25 protein-coding genes, 5 tRNA genes and 2 pseudogenes are annotated in these 26841 nt (G+C 43.3%); 14 read left to right on the plus strand and 18 right to left on the minus strand.

Features of this window, described 5'->3' with window-relative positions; translation table 11 throughout:
* The first annotated feature begins 1 nt into the window (after position 1).
* From AC4CU3_RS06935 to AC4CU3_RS06965, 7 genes are all read left to right on the plus strand, one after another.
* Complete coding sequence (locus AC4CU3_RS06935) at positions 2 to 367, plus strand: Na+/H+ antiporter subunit C (RefSeq protein ID WP_004692695.1); 366 nt, start codon at positions 2 to 4, stop codon at positions 365 to 367.
* Positions 367 to 2175: a monovalent cation/H+ antiporter subunit D gene (locus AC4CU3_RS06940; RefSeq protein WP_114836918.1), complete on the plus strand. Its 1809-nt coding sequence runs from the start codon at positions 367 to 369 to the stop codon at positions 2173 to 2175. The genes AC4CU3_RS06935 and AC4CU3_RS06940 overlap by 1 nt, the downstream gene beginning before the upstream one ends.
* A 2-nt stretch (positions 2176 to 2177) precedes the next feature.
* Positions 2178 to 2699, plus strand: a complete 522-nt coding sequence (locus AC4CU3_RS06945) for a Na+/H+ antiporter subunit E (RefSeq protein ID WP_004978767.1) — start codon at positions 2178 to 2180, stop codon at positions 2697 to 2699.
* On the plus strand, positions 2696 to 2971 hold the full coding sequence (locus tag AC4CU3_RS06950; protein WP_004692700.1) for a monovalent cation/H+ antiporter subunit F: 276 nt from the start codon (positions 2696 to 2698) through the stop codon (positions 2969 to 2971). The genes AC4CU3_RS06945 and AC4CU3_RS06950 overlap by 4 nt, the downstream gene beginning before the upstream one ends.
* An 11-nt stretch (positions 2972 to 2982) precedes the next feature.
* Positions 2983 to 3381, plus strand: coding sequence for a Na+/H+ antiporter subunit G (locus AC4CU3_RS06955; protein ID WP_004692702.1), 399 nt, complete (start codon positions 2983 to 2985; stop codon positions 3379 to 3381).
* A gap of 152 nt (positions 3382 to 3533) precedes the next feature.
* Entirely contained in the window at positions 3534 to 3839 is a 306-nt protein-coding gene (locus AC4CU3_RS06960; protein WP_000122230.1) for an IS630 transposase-related protein, read from the plus strand.
* A gap of 47 nt (positions 3840 to 3886) precedes the next feature.
* The gene (locus AC4CU3_RS06965; RefSeq protein WP_004781677.1) at positions 3887 to 4381 is read left to right on the plus strand and encodes an IS630 family transposase; all 495 of its coding nucleotides are present in this window, start codon (positions 3887 to 3889) and stop codon (positions 4379 to 4381) included.
* 287 nt (positions 4382 to 4668) lie between these two features.
* On the opposite strand, the gene AC4CU3_RS06970 is transcribed toward AC4CU3_RS06965, so the two are convergent.
* The 11 genes from AC4CU3_RS06970 to tpiA form a co-directional block, all read right to left on the minus strand.
* Positions 4669 to 5073, minus strand: a complete 405-nt coding sequence (locus tag AC4CU3_RS06970; protein WP_490738061.1) for a ribosome-binding factor A — start codon at positions 5071 to 5073, stop codon at positions 4669 to 4671.
* Entirely contained in the window at positions 5073 to 7772 is a 2700-nt protein-coding gene (infB, locus tag AC4CU3_RS06975) for a translation initiation factor IF-2 (RefSeq protein WP_114837884.1), read from the minus strand. The genes AC4CU3_RS06970 and infB overlap by 1 nt, the downstream gene beginning before the upstream one ends.
* A 9-nt stretch (positions 7773 to 7781) precedes the next feature.
* A complete protein-coding gene (gene nusA, locus AC4CU3_RS06980; protein ID WP_004692706.1) occupies positions 7782 to 9266 on the minus strand; it encodes a transcription termination factor NusA in 1485 nt (494 codons plus the stop codon).
* Positions 9267 to 9305: 39 nt separating this feature from the next.
* A complete protein-coding gene (rimP, locus tag AC4CU3_RS06985; RefSeq protein ID WP_004692708.1) occupies positions 9306 to 9830 on the minus strand; it encodes a ribosome maturation factor RimP in 525 nt (174 codons plus the stop codon).
* A 228-nt stretch (positions 9831 to 10058) separates the two neighbouring features.
* Positions 10059 to 10135 (minus strand) — tRNA-Met (locus AC4CU3_RS06990).
* A gap of 89 nt (positions 10136 to 10224) precedes the next feature.
* Positions 10225 to 10301 (minus strand) — tRNA-Met (locus AC4CU3_RS06995).
* Positions 10302 to 10369: 68 nt separating this feature from the next.
* Positions 10370 to 10446, minus strand: a tRNA-Met gene (locus AC4CU3_RS07000).
* 72 nt (positions 10447 to 10518) lie between these two features.
* A tRNA-Met gene (locus tag AC4CU3_RS07005) sits at positions 10519 to 10595 on the minus strand.
* Positions 10596 to 10644: 49 nt separating this feature from the next.
* Positions 10645 to 10729, minus strand: a tRNA-Leu gene (locus AC4CU3_RS07010).
* Between the two features lie 53 nt (positions 10730 to 10782).
* Positions 10783 to 11112: a preprotein translocase subunit SecG gene (gene secG, locus AC4CU3_RS07015; protein ID WP_058868796.1), complete on the minus strand. Its 330-nt coding sequence runs from the start codon at positions 11110 to 11112 to the stop codon at positions 10783 to 10785.
* 13 nt (positions 11113 to 11125) lie between these two features.
* A complete protein-coding gene (tpiA, locus tag AC4CU3_RS07020) occupies positions 11126 to 11917 on the minus strand; it encodes a triose-phosphate isomerase (RefSeq protein WP_114837770.1) in 792 nt (263 codons plus the stop codon).
* A gap of 279 nt (positions 11918 to 12196) precedes the next feature.
* Here tpiA and pilB point away from each other — a divergent pair, with 279 nt between their 5' ends.
* The 4 genes and pseudogenes from pilB (at position 12197) to coaE (ending at position 16653) form a co-directional block, all read left to right on the plus strand.
* On the plus strand, positions 12197 to 13909 hold the full coding sequence (gene pilB, locus AC4CU3_RS07025; RefSeq protein WP_114837769.1) for a type IV-A pilus assembly ATPase PilB: 1713 nt from the start codon (positions 12197 to 12199) through the stop codon (positions 13907 to 13909).
* A 30-nt stretch (positions 13910 to 13939) separates the two neighbouring features.
* A pseudogene (locus AC4CU3_RS07030) lies at positions 13940 to 15185 on the plus strand (type II secretion system F family protein).
* Positions 15185 to 16045: a prepilin peptidase gene (locus AC4CU3_RS07035; protein WP_201953379.1), complete on the plus strand. Its 861-nt coding sequence runs from the start codon at positions 15185 to 15187 to the stop codon at positions 16043 to 16045. Before AC4CU3_RS07030 ends, AC4CU3_RS07035 begins: the two are co-directional and overlap by 1 nt.
* An 8-nt stretch (positions 16046 to 16053) precedes the next feature.
* Positions 16054 to 16653, plus strand: a complete 600-nt coding sequence (coaE, locus tag AC4CU3_RS07040) for a dephospho-CoA kinase (protein WP_279045152.1) — start codon at positions 16054 to 16056, stop codon at positions 16651 to 16653.
* Positions 16654 to 16666: 13 nt separating this feature from the next.
* Here coaE and AC4CU3_RS07045 read toward each other — a convergent pair whose 3' ends face one another.
* The 3 genes from AC4CU3_RS07045 to ppnP all read right to left on the minus strand — a co-directional run bounded on the left by AC4CU3_RS07045 (position 16667) and on the right by ppnP (position 18832).
* Complete coding sequence (locus tag AC4CU3_RS07045) at positions 16667 to 17584, minus strand: DMT family transporter (protein ID WP_171355094.1); 918 nt, start codon at positions 17582 to 17584, stop codon at positions 16667 to 16669.
* Between the two features lie 32 nt (positions 17585 to 17616).
* Entirely contained in the window at positions 17617 to 18366 is a 750-nt protein-coding gene (gene rlmB / locus AC4CU3_RS07050) for a 23S rRNA (guanosine(2251)-2'-O)-methyltransferase RlmB (protein ID WP_114837765.1), read from the minus strand.
* Between the two features lie 142 nt (positions 18367 to 18508).
* Positions 18509 to 18832, minus strand: coding sequence for a pyrimidine/purine nucleoside phosphorylase (gene ppnP, locus AC4CU3_RS07055; protein WP_004692718.1), 324 nt, complete (start codon positions 18830 to 18832; stop codon positions 18509 to 18511).
* Positions 18833 to 19222: 390 nt separating this feature from the next.
* On the opposite strand from ppnP, the gene recN reads away from it, so the two are divergent.
* The 3 genes from recN (at position 19223) to ruvX (ending at position 21987) form a co-directional block, all read left to right on the plus strand.
* Positions 19223 to 20884, plus strand: coding sequence for a DNA repair protein RecN (recN, locus tag AC4CU3_RS07060; protein WP_005400944.1), 1662 nt, complete (start codon positions 19223 to 19225; stop codon positions 20882 to 20884).
* A 112-nt stretch (positions 20885 to 20996) separates the two neighbouring features.
* Positions 20997 to 21551: a YqgE/AlgH family protein gene (locus AC4CU3_RS07065; protein WP_004692720.1), complete on the plus strand. Its 555-nt coding sequence runs from the start codon at positions 20997 to 20999 to the stop codon at positions 21549 to 21551.
* On the plus strand, positions 21544 to 21987 hold the full coding sequence (gene ruvX / locus AC4CU3_RS07070) for a Holliday junction resolvase RuvX (protein WP_004978741.1): 444 nt from the start codon (positions 21544 to 21546) through the stop codon (positions 21985 to 21987). The genes AC4CU3_RS07065 and ruvX overlap by 8 nt, the downstream gene beginning before the upstream one ends.
* A 110-nt stretch (positions 21988 to 22097) precedes the next feature.
* Here the strand turns inward: ruvX and AC4CU3_RS07075 are convergent.
* The 4 genes and pseudogenes from AC4CU3_RS07075 to AC4CU3_RS07090 form a co-directional block, all read right to left on the minus strand.
* A pseudogene (locus AC4CU3_RS07075) lies at positions 22098 to 23336 on the minus strand (IS3 family transposase).
* 106 nt (positions 23337 to 23442) lie between these two features.
* A complete protein-coding gene (locus AC4CU3_RS07080) occupies positions 23443 to 24450 on the minus strand; it encodes an HlyD family secretion protein (protein WP_114837145.1) in 1008 nt (335 codons plus the stop codon).
* 35 nt (positions 24451 to 24485) lie between these two features.
* Positions 24486 to 24692: a DUF1656 domain-containing protein gene (locus AC4CU3_RS07085; protein ID WP_004692723.1), complete on the minus strand. Its 207-nt coding sequence runs from the start codon at positions 24690 to 24692 to the stop codon at positions 24486 to 24488.
* A gap of 2 nt (positions 24693 to 24694) precedes the next feature.
* Positions 24695 to 26776, minus strand: coding sequence for an FUSC family protein (locus AC4CU3_RS07090; protein ID WP_490738462.1), 2082 nt, complete (start codon positions 26774 to 26776; stop codon positions 24695 to 24697).
* Positions 26777 to 26841: the final 65 nt, after the last annotated feature.

The raw sequence follows: 26841 nt of genomic DNA on the forward strand, positions 1-26841 counted from the left end.
TATGATTAGTTTAGAACTGTTACTTGCCTCCGCTATTGGTCTGTTGACTGCCACAGGCATCTATCTGATTTTGCGTGCCCGTACCTTCCCTGTGGTACTTGGCTTGGCCATGATTGGTTATGCCGTCAATTTATTTTTATTTGCCATGGGGCGACTTCAACTTAATGCACCCGCAGTACTCACGGAAGCCAGCAAAGCCACTGACCCTTTGCCACAAGCCTTGGTGTTAACCGCGATTGTGATTGGCTTTGCTACCACAGCGTTTATTGTACAATTGGCTTTACGCAGTCGTTATGAAACAGGAACCGACCACGTTGACTCTAAAGAAGAAATACCACAAATTGACCCACGTGAGGATGAGCCATAATGAATGACTTCATCCAATTTTGGACCGAACACACCCCAATTTTTAGTATTTTAATTCCTGCCATTACTGCCTTTATTTTGGTATTACTGGGCAATCCTGGATCAGGTTCTTTAGCACAAGACTGGCGACAACCGTGGCGTCGAGGCATCAGTTATACCTCTGGCCTTTTGGGCTTATTTACAGCGGTCAACTATCTAATCTTTGCCAGCTCTGGGCAAATCAGTGTTTATAACCTGAGTGAATGGGCTGCACCGTTTGGTATTGTTTTGGTCCTCGACCAACTGTCTGCCCTGATGCTGGTTTTAACCTACGGCTTAGCTGTTCCAGTGATGTGGTTTGCCAGCAAAGAATGGGATGAACGTGGCCGTTACTTCCATGCCATGTGCCATTTCCTACTGATGGGTTTAACCGGTGCCTTCCTGACAGGCGACTTATTTAACCTGTTCGTATTCTTTGAAATTTTGTTGATGGCTTCCTATGTCCTGTTACTGCACGGTCAAGGCAAAGCGCGTTTTCAACTCGGCATTCACTATGTCACCATTAACTTGTTGGCATCAGCCCTGTTTCTGATTGGTCTGGGCATGATTTACGGTAGCGTCGGCAGCCTCAATATGGCGGATGTTGCACGTCTGATGCCTCTATTGGAAGGCGATCAACATCGTATTGCTGTTGCTGGCGGGTTGTTGTTGTTTACAGTCTTTGGCATTAAAGCAGCCATGCTACCTGTCGGTTTTTGGCTACCGAAAACCTATGCGGTTGCAACCACTCCTGTAGCAGCCCTGTTCACCATCATGACCAAAGTCGGTATTTATGCCATTTTACGTGTTAATGGCACCGTATTTGACGATGCAATTAGCCGTGAAATCCTGCAATACATTTTATTGCCGATTGGTTTAATTACCTCAGTCTATGGTGTGATTGGCGCGATGGGTGCGGAACGCTTACGTCGTTTCATTGGCTTTATGATTTTGTCTTCTGTCGGCACGATTTTAATCGCCATTTCCCTGTTCAATACCTTGGCATGGGCAGCGGCACTGTATTATTTGGTGCACAGTACCATTATTGCGGCAGCTTTCTATATTTTAAGTGGTTGGATTACCTCTCAACGTGGTGAGTTTAAAGACCACTTTAAAATTGCACCGCAAATGAAACAGCATAAGGTGGTGGCGTTAACCTATTTCACCATTGCCTTGATGATGGCAGGTTTACCACCCTTTAGTGGCTTCTTAGGCAAAGTGTTTATTCTTCAAGCCACCGCACACTCACCGTATCAATTGCTGATTATTGTGACCGTTTTAGTGGTGAGTTTATTAAGTATTATTGCGTTTACACGTGTGGGTTTCGTGATTTTTTGGCGCGCAACTAAACCAGAAGACAACCCGGATGAAGCTGCTTATGCCGCGTACCAAGCTTTGCCTGAACAAGCACCGAAGCGCAATGACAAAACCATCTATCTCTTGTTGGTCGGTTTAATCGCTTATATGGTGTTTGCAGGTCCAATTCAAAAGTACACTTACCAAACGGCTGAGCAAATCCAAAATAATGTGCTCTATGAACAGACTTTACTCAAAACTGATGAGCATGGGCAAACCATTAGCGTACAACCTTTCGACAGTGAAAATTTACCTGAAACCAAATATGGTGGCGAACGGGTGGATCCAAATGCACATTTGATTCCATATTTAATTTCAGAAGAAACACTGGAAGGCGAACATATTTCCGAATACAAAAAACGCCAAATGCAACAGCAACAACAGGCTGAAGTGAATCCCGATGCTGAAAGCCTACAACCGATGGTGGAGCCTTAAACATGAAAAAAACGTCGTTTTTGGAGCGTTGGTTACCCCACCCTTTTGTCTCGGTGATTGTTGCGCTGAGCTGGGTGATGTTGGCACATAGTGTCGATGCAGCCAGCTTAGTGATGGCATTTTTACTGGCTATTTTTATTCCGCGTCTGATCAGACCATTCATTACTTACACTCCAAATATTGAATGGAAAGCGGCGCTGAAACTATTTTTTGTGGTGTTATACGACATTGTGGTGTCGAATATTCAAGTGGCTAAATTGGTCCTTGGTCCGATTGATCGTCTACAACCCAAGTGGTTTCGTGTTCCGTTGGAAACACAACATGAGGAAGTAAACACCTTACTGGCGATGATTATTACCACCACACCAGGCACTGTTTCAGCAGGCATCGATCAAGATCGCGGGGACATTTTAGTTCATGCCCTCAGCACCGATGATGAAAATGCCGAGATTGAAAATATTAAAGCGCGTTATGAAAAACCGTTGATGCAAATTTTTGGCGTCGAAGCAGGAGACAAAGCATGACTATTTTGCCTTATGCCCTCGGGATTTGTTTAATCGCCGTCACCATTTCAATGTTGCTGTGCTTAATTCGCTTAATCATCGGTCCATCGATTGTAGACCGACTCTTAGCACTCGATACACTCTTTTTAAATGCAATCTGCCTCATTATTATTTTAGGCATTTACTGGGCCAGCACTTCATTATTTGAAGGTGCTCTTTTGGTTGCGATGCTCGGCTTTGTCTCTACAGCCGCTTTAGCACGCTACTTCACCTCAGGTCATGTGATTGACTAGGAGCGAGATCGATGCAACTTACGATGGAAATTTTAGTCTCCATTTTTCTCATGATCGGCACTTTCTTCATGCTGGTCGGAGGGATTGGAATGGTGCGCCTGCCCGATTTATTCATGCGCCTGCACGCTCCAACCAAGTCAAGTACCTTAGGCTTAGGGAGCTTCTTGATCGCGGCAATGATCTATTCTGCATTCCAAGGACGCTTTGGTTTTGCTGAGCTGTTATTAACGCTGTTTGCCTTCTTAACTGCACCTGTATCGGCAAATTTAATGGCGCAAGCGGCTTTGCACTTACGCTTACGCTCACTAAGTGGTGACGTTCCAGAAGCACTCAATCGTCCACTGCCTTGGCAACGTACTCGTCGCAGAGCTTTTAGCAATAAGCATGAAGACACTGAACATCGTCTTTAAATGCTTGTGTCCTTAAAGATATAAAAATAAATACATTTCTAGCGCTTCAGCACTGACATGGTGGTGTTGCGCTAATCTGTATATTGTACTAATGATAAGGTTCAAACGTATTAGATATAGTCAAATCATTATAAAACCAATACAATGGTGCAATGAGTTATTCAGAACATTTTAGACGTAAAATTTTAGCTAAGCTTGAGGAAGGTTATTCTATTCGAGCGGTAGCTGCACAATTTGAAATTAATAAAAATACCATTGTTGAATGGAAGAAACGTATAGAGATTAAAAAAACTCGTGTACGTAAACCTTCTAAAATTAACGATGATGCTTTACGTGAAGATGTTGAAAAGTATCCTGATGCTTATCAATATGAACGTGCTGCACGTTTTAATTGTGGTGTTTCATCTATTGGTGCTGCATTAAAGCGCTTAAATATTACAGTTAAAAAAAGACGTTAAGCCATCCTAAAGCAGATACAAAGCTTAGGGATAAATTTATTCTGCAAGTGAATGAATTAGAAAAAAACCATCCGATTATTTATCTGGATGAAAGTGGTTTTAAGTCACATGATTACAGACCTCATGGCTACTCACGAAAAGGAGTACCCTGTTTAGGACAATATAATTGGCAATTAAAGAATCAGACCAATGCCATTGGAGCAATCCATGAGGGTAAGTTATTTTCAGTCGGTTTATTTGACTGCAAAATCAATTCAGATGTTTTTCATTTTTGGATTGAGCAATTCCTCATACCGGCATTACCAGAAAATAGTGTAGTGGTTATGGATAATGCAGCATTTCATAAAAGAGCAGATATTCAGGAGTTATTGGAACAACAAGGGCATAAAATTCTTTGGCTTCCTGCATACAGCCCTGATTTAAATCCTATAGAACACATGTGGGCATGGGTTAAACGTAAGCGTAAAGAATGGTTGATCGACTCAGTCGATGAGTTATTTCGAGTTTTTTTCGAATCTTGTATGAATAATAAAGTAGTTTGACTATAGTGTCACATCCATTACATTGACCAACATAGATGGACTGATCAATCTGCTTAATACTCAATCTACGCAAAAATTAAAATGATCAAAGTGTCCCACTATTAAATCATTGCCCATATCAATCCAGTCCACAGCAACTTGATGGTCAAAATAATCCCTAAAAGCTCAACCCTCTATTCCCTTATCATAATCCTGTGTAACACATTTCAAATCTTGATCTAGCTCCAGCCATTACTCCGCATAAAAAAAGCCACCCGAAGGTGGCTTTTTGATTCAGTTAGACTGAATTATTCATCATCTTTGTTTGCTTCGTCAGCGGGTAAATCCTTCACTGCTTCAGCAATCAGGCCAAACATATAGTTACCATATGCATTGGTTTTATCGTAATGGAAACGCAAACGCGGTGTAATACGTGTCTTAATACGACGGCCGAGTTCGTGACGCAAGAAACCAGATGCTTTGTTCATCACATCTAAAGTTTCTTTATTGGCTGCTTCACTTTGCTCATCGCCAAGCTCACGGCCCATCACAGTCACATATACTTCAGCATAACCTAAGTCTGGACTAACCTTCACCGCAGAGATGGTCACGAGACCACCTAAGCGTGGATCTTTCAACTCTTGGCGAATTAGTTCAGACAACTCACGTTGTACTGTATCCGCCATGCGCTTAAGACGTTGACTACCCGCCATTAAAGACTCCGTTTGATCAATTGAACATCATAGACTTCGATCTTGTCTTTTTCTTTGATGTCTTTATAACCTTTAACCGCAAGACCACATTCCATACCTGCGCGAACTTCTTCAACCACTTCTTTATAGCGACGAAGTGACTCAAGCTCACCTTGGAACACAACCACGTCATCACGAAGGACACGAATCGGTTTATTACGGTGTAACATACCCTCAAGTACCATACAGCCTGCTGCTGCACCAAACTTACTTGAGTGGAACACTTCACGTACTTCAGCCACACCCAGAATTGTTTCACGGTGTTCAGGCGCAAGCTTACCGCTCATCGCTGCTTTCACATCATCAATCAATTGATAGATGATTGAGTAGTAACGAATATCGATGCCGTCAGCATCCGCTTTTTGACGAGCTGCGTTATCCGCACGTACGTTAAAGCCAAGAAGTACCGCTTCAGAAGATTCAGCTAGTGTTACGTCAGATTCAGTGATCGCACCAACACCTGAGCCAATAACACGGACTTTAACTTCGTCTGTTGCAAGGTCAGCAAGAGCAACGTGTAATGCTTCCAATGTACCACGTACATCAGTTTTCAATACCACATTGACGATAGGCACATCTTTCTTGCCCATAGACGCCATGATATTTTCAAGACGCATTGCGCTTTGACGCTCAAGACGTTTTTGACGTTCACGATCCATACGCGCATCGGCAACTTCACGTGCTTTTTTCTCGTCATTCACAACCAGAACTTCATCACCCGCCATTGGCGCTTCAGGTAGACCTAAAATTTCAACTGGAATTGAAGGACCTGCAGATTGAATACGTTTACCGTTTTCATCTGTCATCGCACGTACGCGACCGTAAGATGCACCTGCAAGAACAAGGTCACCTACTTTCAATGTACCGTTTTGAACAAGGATAGACGTTACCGCACCACGGCTGTTGTCTACACGTGCTTCAATCACGACACCTTGAGCAGCACCTTCTTCAGATGCTTTCAACTCAAGTAATTCAGCTTGGATTGAAATAATATCTAGAAGTTCATCAATACCTTGACCTGTATGTGCTGAAACCATTGCAACAGGAACGTCACCGCCCCATTGTTCAGGAACGATTTCTTTCACGGTCAATTCATTCAATACGCGATCTGGATCAGCAGATTCTTTATCCATCTTGTTGATTGCAACAATAATTGGTGTACCTGCAGCACGTGCGTGATCAATCGCTTCAGCTGTTTGTGGCATTACACCATCATCCGCTGCAACAACCAATACCACGATGTCTGTCGATTTCGCACCACGTGAACGCATTGCAGTAAATGCTGCGTGTCCTGGGGTATCTAAGAATGTGATAATGCCTTTATCAGTCGTTACATGGTACGCACCGATGTGCTGAGTGATACCACCCGCTTCACCAGCTGCCACTTTTGAACGACGAATGCGGTCAAGTAACGATGTCTTACCATGGTCAACGTGACCCATAATGGTCACAACAGGAGGACGAGTCGTTTGAGCGCCACGTGCTTCTTCTGCTGCTTCAAGTAAGTTATCTTCAGCTTGCGTATCCGATACAAGAACTGGGTTATGGCCCATTTCCTCTACGATTAATGCTGCAATTTCTTGGTCAATCGCTTGGTTCTGAGTAACAAGCTCACCCATTTTCATAAGTGACTTAATTACTTCACGTACCTTAACTGCCATTTTCGCAGCCAAGTCAGCAACCACAATGGTTGAACCAATTTCAACATCATAAACTTGCTTTTTAACCGGTTTTTCAAAGCCATGCTTGTTTGCAGAGCTTGTTTTCAAACCACGTTTATGCGAGTTATCACGGAAAGATTGCTCTTCACCACGACGACCACCTTTCTTCGGTGCGCGTGTAGCTGGCGTATTGGTACCACGTTTGATTTCACGGTCTTCTTTCGCAAATGAGTCTTCATATGCTTGGCCAACTAGACCCGCAGCAAGTGGAGAATCATCCACTACACGAATGGTCGCAGTTGCATCTTCGTTTGAATACTTAGATGCCATTTGACGCATTTGTTCAAGTGTACGTTGCTGCGCTTCTTCAGCTGCCTTACGACGTGCTGCTTCTTCAGTCGCTTTTAATTGAGCGGCTTGAGCTTCACGTGCTTTTTTCTGTTCAGGTGTTTCAACAACTTTAACTTGTGCTTTAACCACAGGCTTATTGTTTGATTTACGCTTCACAACTACCGCAGCTTTTGCTACTTCTTGCTTCGTCGTTTCTTGCTTTGCAGCAGCACGCATCGCTTCAAAGTTTGCAGCCGCTTTATTTACTGCTGGAGTTTCAGCTTTAGGTTCAACCATAGCTTGAACGTTCGCACGAGCTTGTTGCTCCGCTTGCGCTTTTGCCAAAGCTTCCGCTTTAATTTGTTCTGGATCTGGCTTGGTAAATGTATGTTTCTTGCGAACTTCTACATTAATCGTTTTTGCCTTACCTGAGGTACTCGCTACTTTAGCGGTACTGGTCGTTTTACGTTTCAACGTGATTTTTCCTGCCTGACCATCGTCTTGACCATGAATTTTCTTCAAATGGTGCACGAGGGCATCTTGTTGTTCAGTAGAGATTATATCGTCCGATTTACGCTGTGGTAAACCAGCATCACGAACCTGCTCTAGGAGCTTCTCAACAGGGCGGTTCACACTGAGAGCTAACTCTTGTATCGTCTTATCCGTCATGTAGATCTCCTAGTTAAACCATGATTCGCGCGCTTTCATAATAAGTTGACCCGCTTTCTCTGTACCTAGACCTTCAATATCAGCAATATCGTCAGTCGCTTGGTCAGCCAAGTCATCAATTGTGATGACACCACGTGCTGCAAGTGCATAAGCAATCTCTTGCGTCATCCCTTCCATTGCAACGAGTTCCGCGCTTGGATCTTGGATGTTTTCTTGCTGCTGTAATGCATCAGCCAATGCAACTTCTTTGGCACGACTTTGAAGTAATTCAACAACTTCAGCATCTAGCTCGATTTCGTCAAATGTTTCAGCTGGAACATAAGCAATCTCTTCTAAAGAAGTAAAGCCCATTTCAACCAATGCCATTGCCAAATCTTCTTCAATATCTAGACGCGATACAAATAGGTCTAAGTATTGTTGTGCTTCATTTTGCTGACGAGCATGATACTCATCTTCAAGCATCATGTTGAGTTTGTAGCCTGTAAGTTCAGAGGCTAAACGTACGTTTTGACCTTGTGAACCAATCGCACGCGCTAATTGATCGCTAGTTGCGAAAATAATGTCCGCTGTACGTTCTTCTTCATCAATCACAATACCCGATACATCTGCTGGCTCTAAAGCACTTGCAATGTACTGTGCAGGATCATCAGACCATACAACAACATCAATACGCTCACCGTTCAATTCTTGCTGAACTGCTTGGATACGTGTACCACGCATACCAATGCATGCACCCACTGGATCAATACGATGATCATTGGTTTTCACAGCAATTTTAGCACGAACACCAGGTTGACGCGCTGCCGCTTTAATCTCAATGATTTCTTCAGAAATTTCAGGAATTTCTTTCTTCATCAAAGCGATGAGCATTTCAGGCTTGGCACGTGACAATTGTAGTTGAGCACCACGACCTTCACGATTCACATTGAACAAAATCGCATTTACACGTTGCTTCGGACGCAAAATTTCTTTTGCAATCATTTCTTCACGTGCAAGATACGCTTCAGCATTGTCACCTAAGTCAATGATAAATCCATCTTTGGTTTGCTTTTTCACTTCACCGTAGATCAACTCACCCACTTTAGACTCGTAGGCATCTGCAATCAGCGCACGTTCAGCTTCGCGAATCTTTTGAACAATGACTTGTTTTGCAATTTGCGCCGCAATACGACCGAAGTCAATTGAAGGCACTTCAAGCTCACGAATATCACCAATCGACCATTGTGCAGGATCAACATCTGAAATCGCATCTTGACATGCTGGCATCTCATGATCTTCATCCGCAACCACTTCCCATTGACGGAAAGTGCTGTATTCACCCGTTTTACGATCAATCTCTACACGAAGCTGAGCTTCTTCAGAGTTTGTTCCTTCGTAAAATTTCTTTTTAGTCGCAGCAACAAGCGCTTGTTCTAAGGCTTCGAAAATCGCTTCACGAGGTACACCTTTTTCATTACTAACCGTTTCAACTACGGTAAGAATTTCACGTGCCATAAGCCACCTATTCGTTCAGATTCTTATTTATTAAATGAATTAATCTTGATAGACCAAATTGGCTTTATCAATATTATTACTATCGATTTCAAGCACCTGTTGCTTTTCCACTTCGACTTGAATCATTTCAGCTTCAAGATCTACAGCAACCAATTTAGCTTGGAATTTACGACGGTTATCGACCGCACTGATCAAACGGAAAGCGATCTGTTGACCAATATATGCAGGTAATTGTTCAAGTTGGAAAAATGGACGATCCCAACCCGGAGATGACACTTCAAGTGCATATTCACCTGAAATTGGATCATGGACATCCATCATTGCGCCGACTTGCTGGGTCACGCGTACACAGTCTTGTACGCCGATGCCACGGCCCTGCTCTTCTTCACCATCTTCATTGATGATGGGTTCTGCATTTTCGTCGACAGCTTTGTCGATATAAATGCGCAATAAAGAACGTTTTCCTTGAGGAAGGAATTCAATCCCCCAAAGATCAACACCACAGGCTTGCACTGCAGGAGCAATTAAGTCTTGGAGTGCTTGAGTTTTATTTGATAGCTTCATTTACTCTCGTCATTTTTGTGCGATTCAATGGCCGAAACAGACCACTACAAGCCAATACAAACTATAGTAGTAGTGGAACATGACACTTTGACTTTCACCGTATCCGGCTCACATCGACACTACACGATAGCCAATAAAAAAGGGCGTAATCGCCCCAATTATTGCACAGAAAATTAATATCCACTGTGCAAAAAGGCCCACCTTGTTGTGAGCCTCTTTTTAGAAACTTGGTAGCGGGAGCTGGATTTGAACCAACGACCTTCGGGTTATGAGCCCGACGAGCTACCAGACTGCTCCATCCCGCATCAACGTGCAAAAATTATATACAAATATGAATTATTTTTCAATCTAAATACTTCGTACTTGCTCTGATTTAGTTGCACCTAAATCAAATTGGTAGCGGGAGCTGGATTTGAACCAACGACCTTCGGGTTATGAGCCCGACGAGCTACCAGACTGCTCCATCCCGCAACAAAACGCAAAAATTATTCAATTTAATCACTTAAACTGCTTATTTTAGTCTGCATCTAAAATAAGATTGGTAGCGGGAGCTGGATTTGAACCAACGACCTTCGGGTTATGAGCCCGACGAGCTACCAGACTGCTCCATCCCGCATCAAAACGCAAAATATTCTTAACTTAATCACTTAAGTTACTCACTTTAGTTTGCTTCTAAAATAAGATTGATTGGTAGCGGGAGCTGGATTTGAACCAACGACCTTCGGGTTATGAGCCCGACGAGCTACCAGACTGCTCCATCCCGCATCAACAGAATTTGCTGCATACACCAACTTAATCTTCTGGATTCATAAGTTGGTGCGGAAGGGGGGACTTGAACCCCCACGCCCGAAAGCACTACCACCTCAAGGTAGCGTGTCTACCAATTCCACCACCACCGCAGCTGTGACGCATTCTAGTAGCATCGTCACAAAAAAGAAAGGACTAATTCCAATTATTCGCTTGTTTTAGGTGCAGCTGGCGAAGTTTCAGTCGATTGTGCAGGTGCAGAACTTGTCGTTTGCACTGACTTTAAGCTATAGACATCTGTGGTTTGCTTTTTGGCAAACACAGCCAACGACAAACTGGTGATAAAAAACAAGGCCGTCAAAACCGCAGTCAATCGGGTCAAGAAATTACCTGAACCTGATGCACCAAATACAGTTGCAGCACCGCCACCACCAAACGAAGCACCAGCATCTGCACCTTTACCATGCTGGACCAAAATCAGCACGATCATCAACACAGCTAAGATAATATGTACTACCAGCACAAAAGTTTGCATGCTGAACTCCTAATTATTTTGTATTTGCAAATGCTTCGACAATTTTATAAAACGACGTTGCATTTAAAGATGCCCCACCGACGAGTGCACCATTGATATCTGGACAGGCCGCTAACTCTACTGCATTTTCAGCTTTTACACTACCGCCATATAAAATGGCCATGTTCGCGCCATGACTGGTAATTTGCGTGAGGCCTTCACGGATTTTAGCATGCATGGTTTGCGCGTCTTCTGGTGAAGCAGTTTTTCCTGTACCAATGGCCCAAATTGGCTCATAGGCAATCACAATATGAAGCCACTGCTCTGCCGTTACCACACTGGCTAAATCGCAAATTTGTTGTAAAACCACTACTTCTGCCTGACCAGACTCACGCTGCTCTAAACTTTCACCGACACAGTAAATGACTTTTAAACCCGCATTTAATGCATTTTGGGCTTTCGCATTTAAAATTGCTGCGCTTTCAGCAAAATATTCACGACGTTCTGAGTGACCAATCAAAACATATTCGATTTGACTATCTTTGAGCAGCTCTGCGCTCACCTCACCGGTATATGCACCCATGTTGCCAAAACGCGAAACATCTTGCGCTACAGTAAAAACTGAACGTACAGCATTCGCCAACTCAGCCTGCGTTAAAGTCAAAGCAAGCGTCACAGGCGCCAGCCCAATATTACATTTTTCTTCTGCTATTTCATTCTCTTGCAAGAGCTGTTTAAATTCTTGAAGCAATTGCTTGGCATCTGCCTGCATTGGGTTCATCTTCCAATTGCCGACAACCCATGGCTTAATCGTCGAACCCGACATACAGCACCCTATTCAAAACAGTTCATTAAAACGGCCTCATTCTACACGGTATTTATTTTTCATAGATAGTTTTCTTCTAGAATTTCTTCGGCAATCAAAATAATACGAATGAAAATAAAGACATCTTTTTGTAAAAAAACCGCCTGCTATCACGACCAGTTCATGCTTTTAAGCGATATTAAGGTAGTGACAACACTTTCAGATATGGTATTTTTGTGCAACAAAAGTATAATTTTACGATACCAATTATAAACAATTGAGAAGTTAAGGATCTGGGGAATGTCAGTATCAAATGGTTTGCCTAAGTTCACAGGCTTCATTCGACGCTTAGTCGAAGACGGACGCATGCCTGCTGAAAATATGCAGCAGGCAATGCTCTCTGCAAAAAAAGCTCAGCAAGACATCGTTCCTTATCTGATTGAAAATTATAAACTCTCCCCACAAATGATCGCTGAGACGATTTCTTTGGAGTTTGGAGAGCCTGTTTTTGACTTAAGTGTCTATGATTCGGTACAAATTCTACGAGATCTGGTCGAAGATAGACTTATCACCAAGCATCGTGTGTTGCCGATTTACCGTCGTGGCAATATCCTCTATATCGCCACCAGCAATCCAACCAACATGGATGCAATGGACGCGATTCGTTTCAATTCTAAAATGAACATTGAAGCGATTATTGTTGAATATCCTCAGCTTGAAAAACTAATCGAACAAAATTTCGCGCAAGCCGATAGCTTTGAATTTTCTGATGAAGATATTGATTTAGACTTAGAGCAAGACCATCAGAACTCCAATGACGAAGAAGATGACTCGCCTCAAGGGGATGAAGCACCGATCGTCAAATACATCAATAAATTACTGATTGATGCGATTCGTATGGGCGCATCAGACTTGCACTTTGAACCTTATGAAAAATCTTACCGTGTCCGTTATCGAGTAGATGGGGTTCTGCGTCATATTGCCAGTCCACCACTACAACTGGCGACTCGTCTTGCCTCACGTTTAAAAGTTATGTCACAAATGGACATCTCTGAAAAGCGCGTCCCGCAAGATGGCCGAATTAAATTAAAGCTGTCGAAAAGCAAAGCCATCGACTTCCGTGTCAACTCACTTCCAACCTTATTTGGCGAAAAGCTGGTTCTACGTATTCTCGATCCATCCAGTGCTATGCTGGGGATTGATGCTTTAGGTTATGAACCAGATCAAAAAGACCTATTTATGCAGGCTTTAGACAAACCGCAAGGCATGTTGTTAATTACTGGCCCGACAGGTTCAGGTAAAACGGTATCGCTGTATACAGGTTTGAATATTCTAAATAAAGAAGACACCAATATTTCAACTGCGGAAGACCCTGTTGAGATTAACTTAGAAGGCATTAATCAGGTCAATGTGAACAATAAAGTCGGCCTCACCTTCTCTGCTGCGCTGAAGTCCTTCTTACGTCAAGATCCTGATATTGTGATGGTTGGTGAGATTCGCGACCTTGAAACAGCTGAAATCGCAATTAAAGCTGCACAGACAGGTCACATGGTCATGTCGACACTCCACACCAATAGTGCACCTGAAACTCTGACACGCTTACGTAATATGGGGGTTCCATCTTTTAACATTGCGACATCGGTCAATTTGGTGATTGCACAGCGTTTGGCACGCCGCTTATGCAGCCAATGCAAAGCCGCTGTCGATATTCCTGAACAAAGTTTGCTCGAAATGGGCTTTACTTCCACAGATATCAAAGATCCAGATTTCAAAGTTTATCAACCGGTGGGGTGTGCTGAGTGCCGTGAAGGCTATAAAGGACGTGTTGGTATTTATGAAGTCATGAAAGTCACGCCAGAAATTTCAAAAATTATTATGGAAGATGGCAATGCCTTACAGATTGCGGAAGCATCTGCAAAATTAGGATTTAACAATTTACGTTGTTCAGGTTTACTCAAGGTTATGCAGGGGGTCACTTCCTTACAAGAAGTGAATCGTGTAACCAGCGAATAGTTGAAATATTGAAAGAATAAGGATAAATGCATGGCTGTCAAAAAAGCACAGATGATGCCAACCTTCAATTATGAAGGGATTGATCGTAAAGGGGCAAAAATTAAAGGGGAATTGCCTGCACGTAATCTCGCCCTCGCCAAAGTTACTTTGCGCAAACAAGGGATTACCATCAAGAGTATTCGAGAAAAGAAAAAGAATATTCTTGAAGGGATAATGAAGAAAAAAGTGACCACACTGGACATCACGATTTTCACTGGACATCACGATTTTCACTCGACAGCTCGCAACCATGATGAAAGCGGGCGTACCGCTGGTTCAAGGTTTTGAAATTGTGGCTGAAGGCCTAGAAAACCCATCTATGCGTGAAGTTGTCCTCGGCATTAAAGGTGAAGTTGAAGGCGGTAATACCTTTGCGGGAGCACTCAAAAAATATCCGCAATATTTCGACAACTTATTCTGTTCATTAGTTGAATCAGGCGAACAATCAGGTGCGCTTGAGACCATGCTGGACCGTGTAGCGGTCTATAAAGAAAAAAGTGAATTGTTAAAGCAAAAAATTAAAAAAGCCATGAAATACCCAGCAACCGTCGTTGTGGTTGCGGTGATCGTGACCATTATTTTGATGGTCAAAGTTGTCCCAGTGTTCCAAGATTTATTCAGCTCCTTTGGTGCAGACTTACCTGCATTCACCCAAATGGTGGTAAATATGTCTGAATGGATGCAGAAATACTGGTTCATTTTGATTATTGTCGTTGGTGTTGTGATTACAGCTTTACTCGAAACCAAAAAGCGTAGTAAAAAGTTTCGTGACATGTTGGATAAAGCTGCACTGAAAGCCCCGATTTTTGGTGATTTAGTCTATAAAGCAATTATCGCGCGCTATAGCCGCACCCTGTCTACCACCTTTGCTGCGGGTGTACCCTTAATTGATGCCCTCGAATCTACCGTGGGTGCAACCAATAACGTAGTCTATGAAGAAGCTGTGATGAAGATCCGTGAAGATGTCGCAACAGGGCAACAACTTCAATTCGCGATGCGTGCCACCAATAAATTCCCATCAATGGCAGTACAAATTGTAGCGATTGGTGAAGAATCTGGTGCGCTCGATGCCATGCTGGATAAAGTTGCCACTCACTATGAAAACGAAGTCGATAATGCGGTGGATGGCTTAACAGCAATGATGGAACCTCTGATCATGGCAGTCTTGGGTGTACTTGTGGGTGGCCTAGTAATTGCCATGTATCTACCAATCTTCCAAATGGGTTCTGTGGTTTAATGCAAGAAATAATTTCCTATCTGATCAATACTCCAATGGCGCTGTATTTTGCCGTTGGAGTTTTTAGTTTGTGCATTGGTAGTTTCCTGAATGTAGTGATCTATCGCACTCCAAAAATGATGGTACAAGAATGGCGCACCGACTGCCAACTTCTGCTTCATCCTGAACAGCCTATTATTGATGAAACGAAACTCTCGTTGAGCAAGCCTGCCTCGACCTGCCCCCAATGTAAAAGTGCCATACGCTGGTATCAAAATGTCCCTGTGATGAGTTGGTTACTGCTACGAGGAAAGTGTGGCACTTGCCATAACCCGATCAGTATTCGCTACCCTGCGATTGAACTCCTGACCTCCATTTGTGCATTGGTCGTGGTTGCAGTCTTTGGCCCAACAATCCAAATGTTGTTTGGTCTCGTACTCACTTACATTTTAATCGCCTTAACTTTTATTGATTTTGACACTCAACTTTTACCTGATCGCTATACCCTCACCCTTGCAGCTCTGGGTTTAGGGGTCAATAGTTATGCGATTTACACCACACCAACGATGGCTATTTGGGGTTACATCATTGGCTTTTTATGCTTATGGATTGTCTACTATCTGTTTAAGCTCATCACAGGTAAGGAAGGTATGGGTTATGGCGACTTTAAGTTACTTGCTGCTTTAGGCGCATGGATGGGCCCTTTGCTGCTGCCGCTGATTGTGCTACTTTCCTCTTTCGTAGGTGCCATTATCGGCATCATTCTGCTCAAAGTGCGCAAAGAAAATCAGCCTTTTGCTTTTGGTCCATATATTGCCATCGCAGGTTGGATTGCCTTTCTGTGGGGTGAGCAAATTATGAAAATATATTTAGGCAATTAAAATATAATATGTCATTTATTTTAGGTCTGACAGGCGGGATTGGCAGTGGAAAATCTGCCGCAAGCCACTGGTTTGAACAACAAGGCATACAAGTAGTCGATGCCGATGTCGTTGCTCGAGAAATTGTTGCTGTAGGTCAGCCTGCACTTCAGCAAATTCGAAGCAGCTTCGGCGAGTGGGCCTTACTGGACAATGGCGAACTGAATCGACGCGCTTTACGTGAACACATTTTTCAGGACCCGCCTGCCCGTAAGCAACTGGAAAAGATCACCCACCCTGCAATTCGTCAGTCCATCATGCAACAATTACAAGCCGCGACCAGTACATATGCGATTTTGGTTTCACCGCTACTTTTAGAAACCAATCAGCATGAGCTGACGCAACATACGCTTCTGATCGATGCTTCAATTGATATCCAGATTCTCCGCGCTTCACAGCGCGACCATCAAACCATTGAGCAAATTCAAACCATCATTAAAGCGCAAATGTCTCGTGAACAAAAACAAGCGTTGGCCGATGATATTGTGGTAAATGATGGACACTTGGAACACTTATACGCACAACTCAGACCTTTGCATTTAAAGTATTTGGCCCATTCAGAAGTCTAAAAAAAGCAGTCGATTATGACTGCTTTTTTTGTTGTGCGAGTTGGGCTTTCAAACTGTCCTGCCGTATCCAACGCCATGGCTGCAAGGCCCCGATTCCCATTCCTACAAGACCACATAAAATGGCAACACTCAAAGGTTCATTGAGCAAAGGAACCGCAATAATCGCAGCAATAAAAGGCGCCAACGTCACAATACTGCCTGTTTTAAATGCTCCCAAACGCTTAATGGCTTCCACATAAGTGAGGGTCGCCACGATGACCACAAACACGCCATGAAATATCACCTGAGCAATCAATTGCACAGGTTGCACATGCGCTAGGGTTTTGGGGAGGAATAAAACATAAATTGGCACAAAAATAATCGCAGCCCAAATCGCAACACCTGCCATGGAGTGCCACGCCGACAGTTTCCATTGTCTTAATAAAACGGTAAATGTTCCCCACAGCACAGCACTGAGGAAAAACAAGCCATCACCTAAACTAAAAGCAACACCTGTTTCTTGATACATCAACCCACTCATGGCCGCCAGTGCCAGCAACATAATACTGAGGCTGAGCCAAGTATGCCGATCAAATGGTTGTCGAAATAAAAGATAAGCTGCGACAGCCGTGCAAAGTGGAATACAACCATTAAGAAAAATCGCAGCATGTGCCGCAGGTACATAATGAAAGGCACTATAGACGGTGATGCAATAACACACCCCACCAATCATCGCCAAAATAAAAGGCTCTTTCTTCCACAAAAAGGCGGTATCTTTTTTATAGATCAAGATTGGCATTAAAATGCAAAACGCCAACAGAAAACGTAAGGCGGTAATATCCCACGCACCAATACCCCAATTGGCACTGAGCCGCGCCGTTAAGGTAAATCCCCCCCAAATACACATGGTGATGGCAATAAAGATATAGCCTTGTTTTTGAGGGGTCATCATTGGGCTTACATTGAATCAGGAATTAAAAAATCTTAGACATTACGTTGACGGCATGCTTCATACAAAGCCATACCCGTTGCTACACTGACATTCAAACTTTGTAGATTGCCCGCCATCGGAATATAAACTGTTTGATCGCATTGAGACTGGGTAATTGGACGCAGACCAGTATCTTCAGCACCCATCACCACACATACAGCCGTTCCAGTAAAATCGAACTGTTGTAGCGGCAAGGCTTTTTCATCCAACATGGTACCGACCACACGCACATTAAACTCATCTTTAATTTGCGCTAAAGTCCGAGCCAAATTGGTCACTTGGATAAATTTAACTTTTTCAGCACCACCTGCCGCAACTTTGCGCGCGGTCGGGGTCAAACTTGCAGAACGATCACGAGGCACAATTACAGCTTCGACACCCATTGCAGCCGCAGTACGGATACATGCGCCGAGGTTATGCGGATCGGTGACTTGATCTAAACCCAGCAATAAACAATTTGGCGATTGTTTCAGTAAGGCTTCTAAATCTTTTTCATTGAAAACTGGATTAGGACGGACCGCAGCCACAACCCCTTGGTGAAATGGCAAGCCCGCCATTTTTTCTAATCGATCACGACCGGTTTGTTGTATGCTAATACCAAACGGTTCAGCCAACTCAAGTACACGCTTTAAACGCTGGTCGTCGCGCCCTTTTAAGGTAAAAAGCGTCAGTACGCGCTCAGGTTCAAGTTCCAACAATGACTCCACCGAATGAACGCCATAGAAATATTCAGGTTTAGCCATGTAGGACCTCTAAAAAGATAAATGACCATCGACACGATGTGCCAAAATAAAAATCCTGTAAAGCTGACTTTACAGGATTGCTGTGCAACGGATAGTTTAACCGATTTCGCTTGAAATTACTTGGCGAGTATCAGTTGAAAGCTTAACCTTCTAGATGGCACACATAGTCCAACACTTCGTCAGTTTCAATTTTAAAACGACTATTGCCAGGCACATAAAAAGACTGACCTGCGCGGAACAATTCGCTCTCTTCGCTGTCAGCAATTTGTACACGACATTCGCCTGAAATAATTTCCATACGCTCTGCTACATGTGTTTCAAACGTCAAAGCTTGCTCTGTCGGAAGAATAACCCCTAACGTTTTTTTGGTGCCATCTTCAAATTGCACAGTATGACTGATGCATAAACCGCCAAAATAAACATTGGATTTTTTAATGACAGAGACATGGTCGAACTGAGTTGACATGCGTACACTCCAGATAATGCGCATTTATATTCGTATTGATTCGCTAGTTTAAAGGTGTGCGATTAACTAATCAATCGATGTTTTATTCCCCTCAATCAATATTTTGTTAAAGTCCGACCATCGTACAATTGCCTCAATTTCTAGCCTATTTTGGCGTGTTTTTTGCCCGTGCGTCGGTTCGCTGAGTCGTTCTCTTTCTATATACATCGCATACCCACATGTTTGTGCTGTGTTTGCTATAACAGTCGGATTTAAAAAATCTGCTAGGTCGACTTTCAGATTCACGCTAAAATAAGCCGAATTTGCACAAAACGAATAGCGTTGCCGTCTTGTCGGCTGAATAAAACTTCACTATCTTAAACTAAAACTTTTCGCAGCTCGGATGCGTTTATGCTGACACATTTAACTTTAATTAATTTTGCTTTAGCCGATCACTTAGCACTTGATATCGATCAAGGTTTTAATGTCCTGACTGGGGAAACAGGTGCAGGCAAATCATTATTGCTAGATGCTCTGTCCGCCTGTCTGGGAGAACGGACTGACACCAACTATGTCCGTTTCGGTTCAGACAAAGCCGATGTCACCGCTATTTTTAGTTATCAAGAACACAGTCCTGAAGCCGTATGGTTAAAGGCACATGAGTTAGATGATGAGTCAGGAGAAATTCATTTAAGACGGGTGATCTTTGCCACTGGCCGCAGTAAAGCATGGATTAATGGTCGTCCGAGCAGCTTAGCTGAATTGAAAGAAATCGGGCGTTTGCTGGTACAACTGTATAGCCAACACAGTCAACAACAGCTATTAGAACCACCTTATCCAAGACGCTGGTTAGACCTCTATCATAACTTCTACCCAGAAGCGCAAGCTGTGCGTGAAGCCTATAGCACATGGCAAAAAGACATTCGTCAGCACCAAGCCGCATTGGATGCTCAAGCCACGCGTAAACAACGTATGGATACTTTGAATTTACAATTAGAAGAACTCGAAGATGTGGTGCAAATCGACTATAAAGAGATTGAACAAGAGTTCGACCGCCTGTCTCATCATGAAAATATCATGCAGGACTGTAGTTATGCCGTGACGGCCTTAGATGATGCTGAACAAAATATTAATCAAGAAATTTCCAGTATTATTCGCCGCTTAGAGTCACATGCTGGACGCAGTGAACAGTTGGCCGAGATTCATACGTCTTTGCTGAATGCACAAAGTGAGCTTGACGATGCCACGGCCAATCTACGTCAGTTTATTGACCGTCAAAGTTATGACCCAGAACGCATGGAAGAGTTGAACACCCAGCTTGAGATGTTCCACCGTTTTGCCCGTAAGTACCGCACGCAGCCAGAACACTTAAAACAAGAGCATGAACAATGGCAATCTGAACTGGCACAGCTCCATTTATTAGAAGATCCAGAAACACTAGCTGAGCAAGTTGAAGTCTCGCATCAGGACCTGTTAAATAAAGCCCAGTACCTTGACCAAATTCGTCGCGATGCAGCCGCACCATTGGCAAAACATTTAACCGAACAGGTCAAACAATTGGCTCTGCCTGAAGCGCACTTTGAGTTTAAGTTTGAACCAATGGAGCAGGTTTCTAGTGAAGGCCTAAGTTTTATCCAATTACTGTTCACCGCCAACAAAGGCATCCCACCGCAACCATTAGCCAAAGTTGCCTCAGGGGGGGAGTTGTCACGTATCGCGTTGGTGATGCAAGTGATGAATGCTGAAAAAACTGAAGCTGAAGTTTTAGTTTTCGATGAAATTGACGTCGGTATTAGCGGTGGCACAGCCGAAATTGTCGGTCGTCTCTTGGCCGACTTGGGTTCGCATGTGCAAATTCTGTGTATTACCCACCAAGCTCAAGTTGCAGCACAGTCCGACCAGCACTTGTTGGTGAAAAAACGTCAGACCGACCCTGCCAGTAGCACCATTTTAAACTTAGAAGAAGATGAGCGTATCGATGAGCTCGCACGCATGACAGGCGGCGTTGAAATTAATGACACCACGCTACAACATGCCAAGCAGTTACGTCAGTTGAAGTTTCAATCTGCCTAATTTATGTAGACTGGATCACAAAAAAAGATTTGGAGAAAGTGCATTAGTCTAGTAACGTGGTAGATAACAACATTTGACTAGAAGCATTTTAATTTCAAGGAGAAGCCTTTAGGTGAGCAAACAATATCTGACGCATCGCTGTCTCATTGCCCCACCCGATATGGCAGATGAAGTCTTTGCCCATACCGTGATTTATTTGGCCCGACACGATGAGGAAGGTGCTCAAGGCATCATCATCAACCGCCCCTCAGGACTTTCAGTCAAAGAACTGCTCAATGATCTTGAAATTGAAGCCGATCACGTACGACCACATGATGTTCTCCAAGGTGGGCCTTTGCGTCCAGAAGCTGGCTTTGTCTTACATACGGGTCAGCCGACATGGCACTCTTCGATTGCTGTGGGCGAAAATATCTGTATCACCACGTCTAAAGATATTTTAGATGCGATTGCGCATAACGAAGGCGTGGGTCGCTATCAAATTGCTTTGGGCTATACCAGTTGGACCAAAAACCAATTGGAAGATGAGCTGTCTCGTGGTGATTGGCTAGTCTGCGATGCTGATATGGATTTGATTTTTAATATTCCTTATGACGACCGTTGGGACGCAGCCTATAAAAAGCTCGGGCTGGACCGAACCTGGTTGTCTTCTGAGATTGGACATGCCTGATTTAAACACACCTCAAATGATTATGGCATTTGATTTTGGTACACAAAAAATGGGCATGGCAGTCGGTCAAGCACTGATTGAAAGTGCAACACCTTTGGCTTTGTTTCCAATGAAAGATGGCATCCCCAATTGGGATGAACTGCATAAAATTATTAAACAATATCAACCCAATGTATTTTTAGTCGGTCTACCACTCAATATGGATGATAGCGAGTCAGAATTATCTGCTCGAGCACGTAAGTTCGCACGTCGTTTACGCCATCAAACCAATATTGAAACATGGATGGTGGATGAACGCTTAAGTACTCGTGCAGCCCGTGATGAGCTGAGCCATTACCATGCGCAAGGCCGAGGCAAAAAAGTTTCTGCTGATAGTCTTGCCGCAACATTATTTATTGAAAGTTGGTATCGCAATCCTGAAGGTCTAACACCTTAAGTAAGCCTTTCTTAAAACAGATGACATGGTTTTTATGACTGGAGTCGGATCTCAACACAGCAAATTGTCTTGTCCTGAAATAGATTGACACTATTCCACTTCAAACCGAGTTAAGCAATTAGCTCGGTTTTAGTTTGCTCATACATCTGATTCGGGGTGTTCATATTTAAACTTAAATGTGGTCTATAGTAATTATAAATCATGATAGATTCCGTAATTAAGTGATCTAACTCCTTCATGGTTTGACATCGTGTAGTTAAAAACTCCTGCTTTAATATTCCATTAATCCGCTCTGCTAATGCATTTTGATATGAGAAACACTGTTTCGCAAGGTATCCATCTGTCATGGAAGGACATATCCCATAATGGCGCAATGCCGATTGATATAGCTCAGAGCAATACTGAGAAGCCTCTGTCTGAATGATGAATCATCCTAGTCGCTCGATCCGTCACATGCTGCATCGCCATATGTAGAGCCTGCATAACATTCTCCGCACGCATATCATTCGATAACTTATAACCTTTAATCTGACGGGTATAAGCATCTGTCACCAATGATAAATAATGTACGCCTTCAGCACTCTCAACATAAGTAATATCACTAACAAAGACTTCGTTGGCTTGCACTGCTGAATAATCCTTTAATAAATTTGGATGCTTCTTCATCCAATGCTTGCTATCCGTAGTTTTTGTATAGCGACGCTTGGGGCGAATCAATAAATTATGCTCTTTCAATATTTTAAATAACTGATCCCGTCCACACTTTAAACCACGCTGCAACAATTTGCCTTTAATAAGCCAATACAACTTACGTGTTCCGATACTTGGCATGAGACAACGATATTCCATAACTAACTCAAGTATTTGTTCAGTTGCTTGTGCAGTCATTTGAGCACGTTTTTCTGCTTGATAATAAGCTTGTCGGGTGATTCCCAACCACTGACAATAACGTGAAACGCTTAGTCCTCTTTGGCTTTGCCAATCTTTGAAACATGCTCGGTATACTTTTTTCCAAGATCAGTCCCACATTCTTTATCAATGTGATAAATCACATCCTGAATAAATTCAGTTTTAAGCTTTTCTGCGGCTAACTGCTTTTCTAATTGGCGGATTCGTTGTTGGGGTGTTAATTGGCGTTTAGAAGAAGGCGGCATATTCGAAGTCCAGTCCTGTTGTCCGTGCTTGCGTAACCATACCAGCACAGTTGATCTTCCTTGAATACCATATTTTGCCTGAGCTTGTTTATAATTAATTTGCCCTTTTTCTACTTCATGTACAACCATCATTTTAAAGGCAAAGCTATAATCACCTTGTGTACGTTTAACTCTTTGTTCTCGTTCATGTTCCATAAAATAAGCCTCTTAAAGGTGTAAACTTATTTCAGGACGGGACATCCATTGATCTTAAAAAAGCACTGCCTATGCAGTGCTTTTTTTGAAATGAACAGAGCTCAATTTAGTGCTGTGACTCGGTAATATGTACTGTCACGGTTCGCCCCGCGACAAAGGCCAATTCATTTTTCGGAATATCATCCAGTGCAATTTTCACAGGAACGCGCTGCGCTAAACGTACCCAACTAAAGGTTGGATTTACATTGGCCAACAAACCTGTACTTGTAGTTCGTTCACGATCTTCAATGCCTGAAGCAATCCCCTGCACATGTCCTTTTAAGATGTTTGAGTCGCCCATCAACTGTACAGTCGCAGGTGCACCGAGATAAATTTTATTTAACTTAGTTTCTTCAAAATAACCGACCACATAAAGCTGCGAGCGATCTAATAATGCCGCTACCGCCTGCCCCACTTTGACATAATTCCCTGCTTTCATCTCAAAATTAGACAGTGTGCCATCGGCTGGTGCTAGGACTTCGGAACGGTTTAAGTTTAATTCAGCCAAATGTAGATTACTGGTGGCTACATCGATTAATGCCTGTTGCTGCGCAATATTGGCTTTGGCCTGCTGAATCGCCGCTTGCATTTGTTCATGTTCGGCATGTGATTGATCTCGTACGGCAAACATCTGATCTTGTTCTTGCTTTGATATAGCACCATCCATCAAATTGGCATAGCGTTCTGCATTTTTATCGGCCAAGTGACTATTGGCTTGTGATTTGGTCAAATTGGCTTTGCTTTGAAACAACTCCGCTTCGGCAGCAGCCAAACTGGCTTTGGCTTTAGCCAAGTCTGATTTGGCTTGTTCCACATCAAGCGCCTGACGCGCCACATCAATTTTAAACAGCACCTGCCCTTGTTTGACGCTTTGATTATCGTGCACTAAAACTTCAGTGACTAAGCCTGATACATCGGAAGACACTTGAATCACATCGCCACGAACCCGCCCATCACGTGTCCACGGTTCAGCATTATAATAATGCCAAAGATGCACGAGCACCGCGATCGCAATACCCGCAATCAGCACTAAAGTGATGGGACGGCTCAGTTTACGCCAATCAAAGGATGTCATTTCTTTTACCTCATTCATTTTAATCAGATATGCGCTTAGGCAAAGCTCACGATAAAACCCCAATGGACTACGCCAAGCACAGTAATGTAGAGGCATAAATAAAAAATACTGGGTAAAAAAATCCAGCCTTTGTCGACCCAAGGATCGGTCACCCGCATGAGTAACCGTAATACGATGTAGGCCAATACCGCCTGAATGACCAAAACTGGCACATACACACCATAGATATTAAGTTCACCCATCGTTATGCTCTCAGCAAACGGACTTGAGACATTTCATCCCATGTCGCATGACAGAGACTGCTTTGAATATTATTCAGTGAAACTTGCAAACGCCGAGCAATGCTTAGGTCTTGCAGGTGTATAAGCTCGGCCTGAATGATCTGAATTTTGTCCAAAATGTGTTGTCTGACCTGTAGGTCGCTATGGTCTAATTCTTTAGCGTGAAAATAAGCATCCATTTGGCTTTGTAGTTCTTGTAGATGCAGCGTGATAGAGGCCTGCATAGGCATTTTTTCAATCAGTTCTTGCACCCGAGTTAAATCAATCACCGCACTGGATTCAATCAGGGCCAAATTGATTTTTTGCTTCAAACGATCGGACTGTACCAATTTGGTATTCAGTATGCCTATCCGATCCAACATACTGCGCAAATGCACTCTAAATTCCACCCCATAAGGTAAATAAAGCGCTTGTCGTATCGCTTTATAATGTAAAGACAGGATTCGCTTGGCGGTAATGTCCGGCGACATCGCACGCACCAAGTGAATCACATAGACAGAAATGATGGGGCCAAGCACCGTCCCAATCGATACATCAAAAAACATCACTTGATCAAGGTGATAACGGTTTTGCAGATTTAAGCCCATGACCACACCCATTATCAAAGGTAGCGCCAAACCTGTGAGCGGCGGATGTAAAAACAGCATCAGACAGTACATACAAAAAGGGGCCAACACCACAGCCAACATCCAAAAAGCGCTGATGTGTGGGAAGATGCCATAAGCATAAATAAAGACAATAATCGCCGCATACAGACTGGCACGGATAAAGATTTTTAAGGCAGGAACGGGGTTGTCCATACTGGTCAGAATACAGGCACAAATAGCGGCCATCTCTGCCATCATAAAACCCGCTTTCCAACCACTGACAATCCAAAAGCCAGTCGCCACAAGCACCACAATAAAAGCTGAAATGCCGCCACGCACGGCTACGCCATGATCTCGATGTAAATTGGGATAGTTTGTACTAATCGGGGTCACGATTGCGGGTAAGCTGTCATCCCCCTGTTGGATACGCTGCCAAATCAACTTAATGGCACGTATATTTTGGGTGAAATGACGCACATCCATTTTTAAACTGGCCAACATGACTTGCTGCTGTGGCAAGGCACTGTCAAACACGGCTTGAAAACTCGACTCAAACTGCTCAGGTAGCTGGTTTAAGTCCTGCTCTAAAATGACCTGATCACTTTGTAAAAACTTTACAATCTGTGCATGCGCCTTTTCTAAAGCTGGACGGTAGCATGCGTCAATGTGATCTAACTGCTGAATTCGCTCGGCCATGGCCACCAAGTTCGTCACCAACATACTGAGTTGATGCAGCATTTCTTGGAGCGGTTTGGTCATGCCCTGCAAGGTCGATTTTTCATAGCTCAAGTGCACGGCCATCACATGAATATCGGCAATATCCCGCGTGATATGACTAAGTGTAGTGCTGTAATTAATGGCCTTAACATCATCTGTCAGAATCTGATCAAAAACCGCTCGGGTGTCTTGAAAAGTCTGTGAAACACGGGTTTTGACTACGGGACCAATATGCATGGGAAACAGTACCGCATTCACCACTGCACTACACAGTACTCCCACCGTGATTTCAATACAGCGACCAATCGCCATATCAAACATGGAAGTGGTTTCAATGTTATAGACAATGTTGTAGCAAATAATGACCGTGGTATAACCCGCCAACATAAAAATATAGCTACGCGGCGTCCGATCCAACAATGAAAAATAGAGACAAAACCCGACCCATGTGGCTAAAAATAATGTGAACAATTCAGGAGTGTTGATCAGGTTTGGCGTGGCTGCAATCGAAACGATTGCTCCCAACAACGTTCCCAACACCCGATAAAGACTTTTTGAGGAGGTCATACCCGCATATGGGTTTGCGATGACGAAGACCGTTCCAATCGCCCAAATGGGATAAGCCAAATCTAATGAAAATGCGACATAAAGTGAAAGCATGCCTGCCAAAAAGGTTTTCGTCGCAAAAACCCAGTCCAATTTATTTGGACGGAATGCGAGTAACTGTTTGGTGAGGAACATAAATTCATCTCTAAATGCGCTGAATGACAACATTTAAAAAACTCTTCAACACAGTATTGCTCAGA

It is taken from the genome of Acinetobacter sp. 802_lipA (genome assembly GCF_058242885.1).

Coding starts and splice junctions, on each gene's coding strand:
- AC4CU3_RS06935 (WP_004692695.1), top strand. CDS start 2: ATGATTAGTTTAGAACTGTTACTTGCCTCCGCTATTGGTCTGTTGACT.
- AC4CU3_RS06940 (WP_114836918.1), top strand. CDS start 367: ATGAATGACTTCATCCAATTTTGGACCGAACACACCCCAATTTTTAGT.
- AC4CU3_RS06945 (WP_004978767.1), top strand. CDS start 2,178: ATGAAAAAAACGTCGTTTTTGGAGCGTTGGTTACCCCACCCTTTTGTC.
- AC4CU3_RS06950 (WP_004692700.1), top strand. CDS start 2,696: ATGACTATTTTGCCTTATGCCCTCGGGATTTGTTTAATCGCCGTCACC.
- AC4CU3_RS06955 (WP_004692702.1), top strand. CDS start 2,983: ATGCAACTTACGATGGAAATTTTAGTCTCCATTTTTCTCATGATCGGC.
- AC4CU3_RS06960 (WP_000122230.1), top strand. CDS start 3,534: ATGAGTTATTCAGAACATTTTAGACGTAAAATTTTAGCTAAGCTTGAG.
- AC4CU3_RS06970 (WP_490738061.1), bottom strand. CDS start 5,073: ATGGCGGGTAGTCAACGTCTTAAGCGCATGGCGGATACAGTACAACGT.
- infB (WP_114837884.1), bottom strand. CDS start 7,772: ATGACGGATAAGACGATACAAGAGTTAGCTCTCAGTGTGAACCGCCCT.
- nusA (WP_004692706.1), bottom strand. CDS start 9,266: ATGGCACGTGAAATTCTTACCGTAGTTGAAACGGTTAGTAATGAAAAA.
- rimP (WP_004692708.1), bottom strand. CDS start 9,830: ATGAAGCTATCAAATAAAACTCAAGCACTCCAAGACTTAATTGCTCCT.
- secG (WP_058868796.1), bottom strand. CDS start 11,112: ATGCAAACTTTTGTGCTGGTAGTACATATTATCTTAGCTGTGTTGATG.
- tpiA (WP_114837770.1), bottom strand. CDS start 11,917: ATGTCGGGTTCGACGATTAAGCCATGGGTTGTCGGCAATTGGAAGATG.
- pilB (WP_114837769.1), top strand. CDS start 12,197: ATGTCAGTATCAAATGGTTTGCCTAAGTTCACAGGCTTCATTCGACGC.
- AC4CU3_RS07035 (WP_201953379.1), top strand. CDS start 15,185: ATGCAAGAAATAATTTCCTATCTGATCAATACTCCAATGGCGCTGTAT.
- coaE (WP_279045152.1), top strand. CDS start 16,054: ATGTCATTTATTTTAGGTCTGACAGGCGGGATTGGCAGTGGAAAATCT.
- AC4CU3_RS07045 (WP_171355094.1), bottom strand. CDS start 17,584: ATGATGACCCCTCAAAAACAAGGCTATATCTTTATTGCCATCACCATG.
- rlmB (WP_114837765.1), bottom strand. CDS start 18,366: ATGGCTAAACCTGAATATTTCTATGGCGTTCATTCGGTGGAGTCATTG.
- ppnP (WP_004692718.1), bottom strand. CDS start 18,832: ATGTCAACTCAGTTCGACCATGTCTCTGTCATTAAAAAATCCAATGTT.
- recN (WP_005400944.1), top strand. CDS start 19,223: ATGCTGACACATTTAACTTTAATTAATTTTGCTTTAGCCGATCACTTA.
- ruvX (WP_004978741.1), top strand. CDS start 21,544: ATGCCTGATTTAAACACACCTCAAATGATTATGGCATTTGATTTTGGT.
- AC4CU3_RS07080 (WP_114837145.1), bottom strand. CDS start 24,450: ATGACATCCTTTGATTGGCGTAAACTGAGCCGTCCCATCACTTTAGTG.
- AC4CU3_RS07085 (WP_004692723.1), bottom strand. CDS start 24,692: ATGGGTGAACTTAATATCTATGGTGTGTATGTGCCAGTTTTGGTCATT.
- AC4CU3_RS07090 (WP_490738462.1), bottom strand. CDS start 26,776: ATGTTCCTCACCAAACAGTTACTCGCATTCCGTCCAAATAAATTGGAC.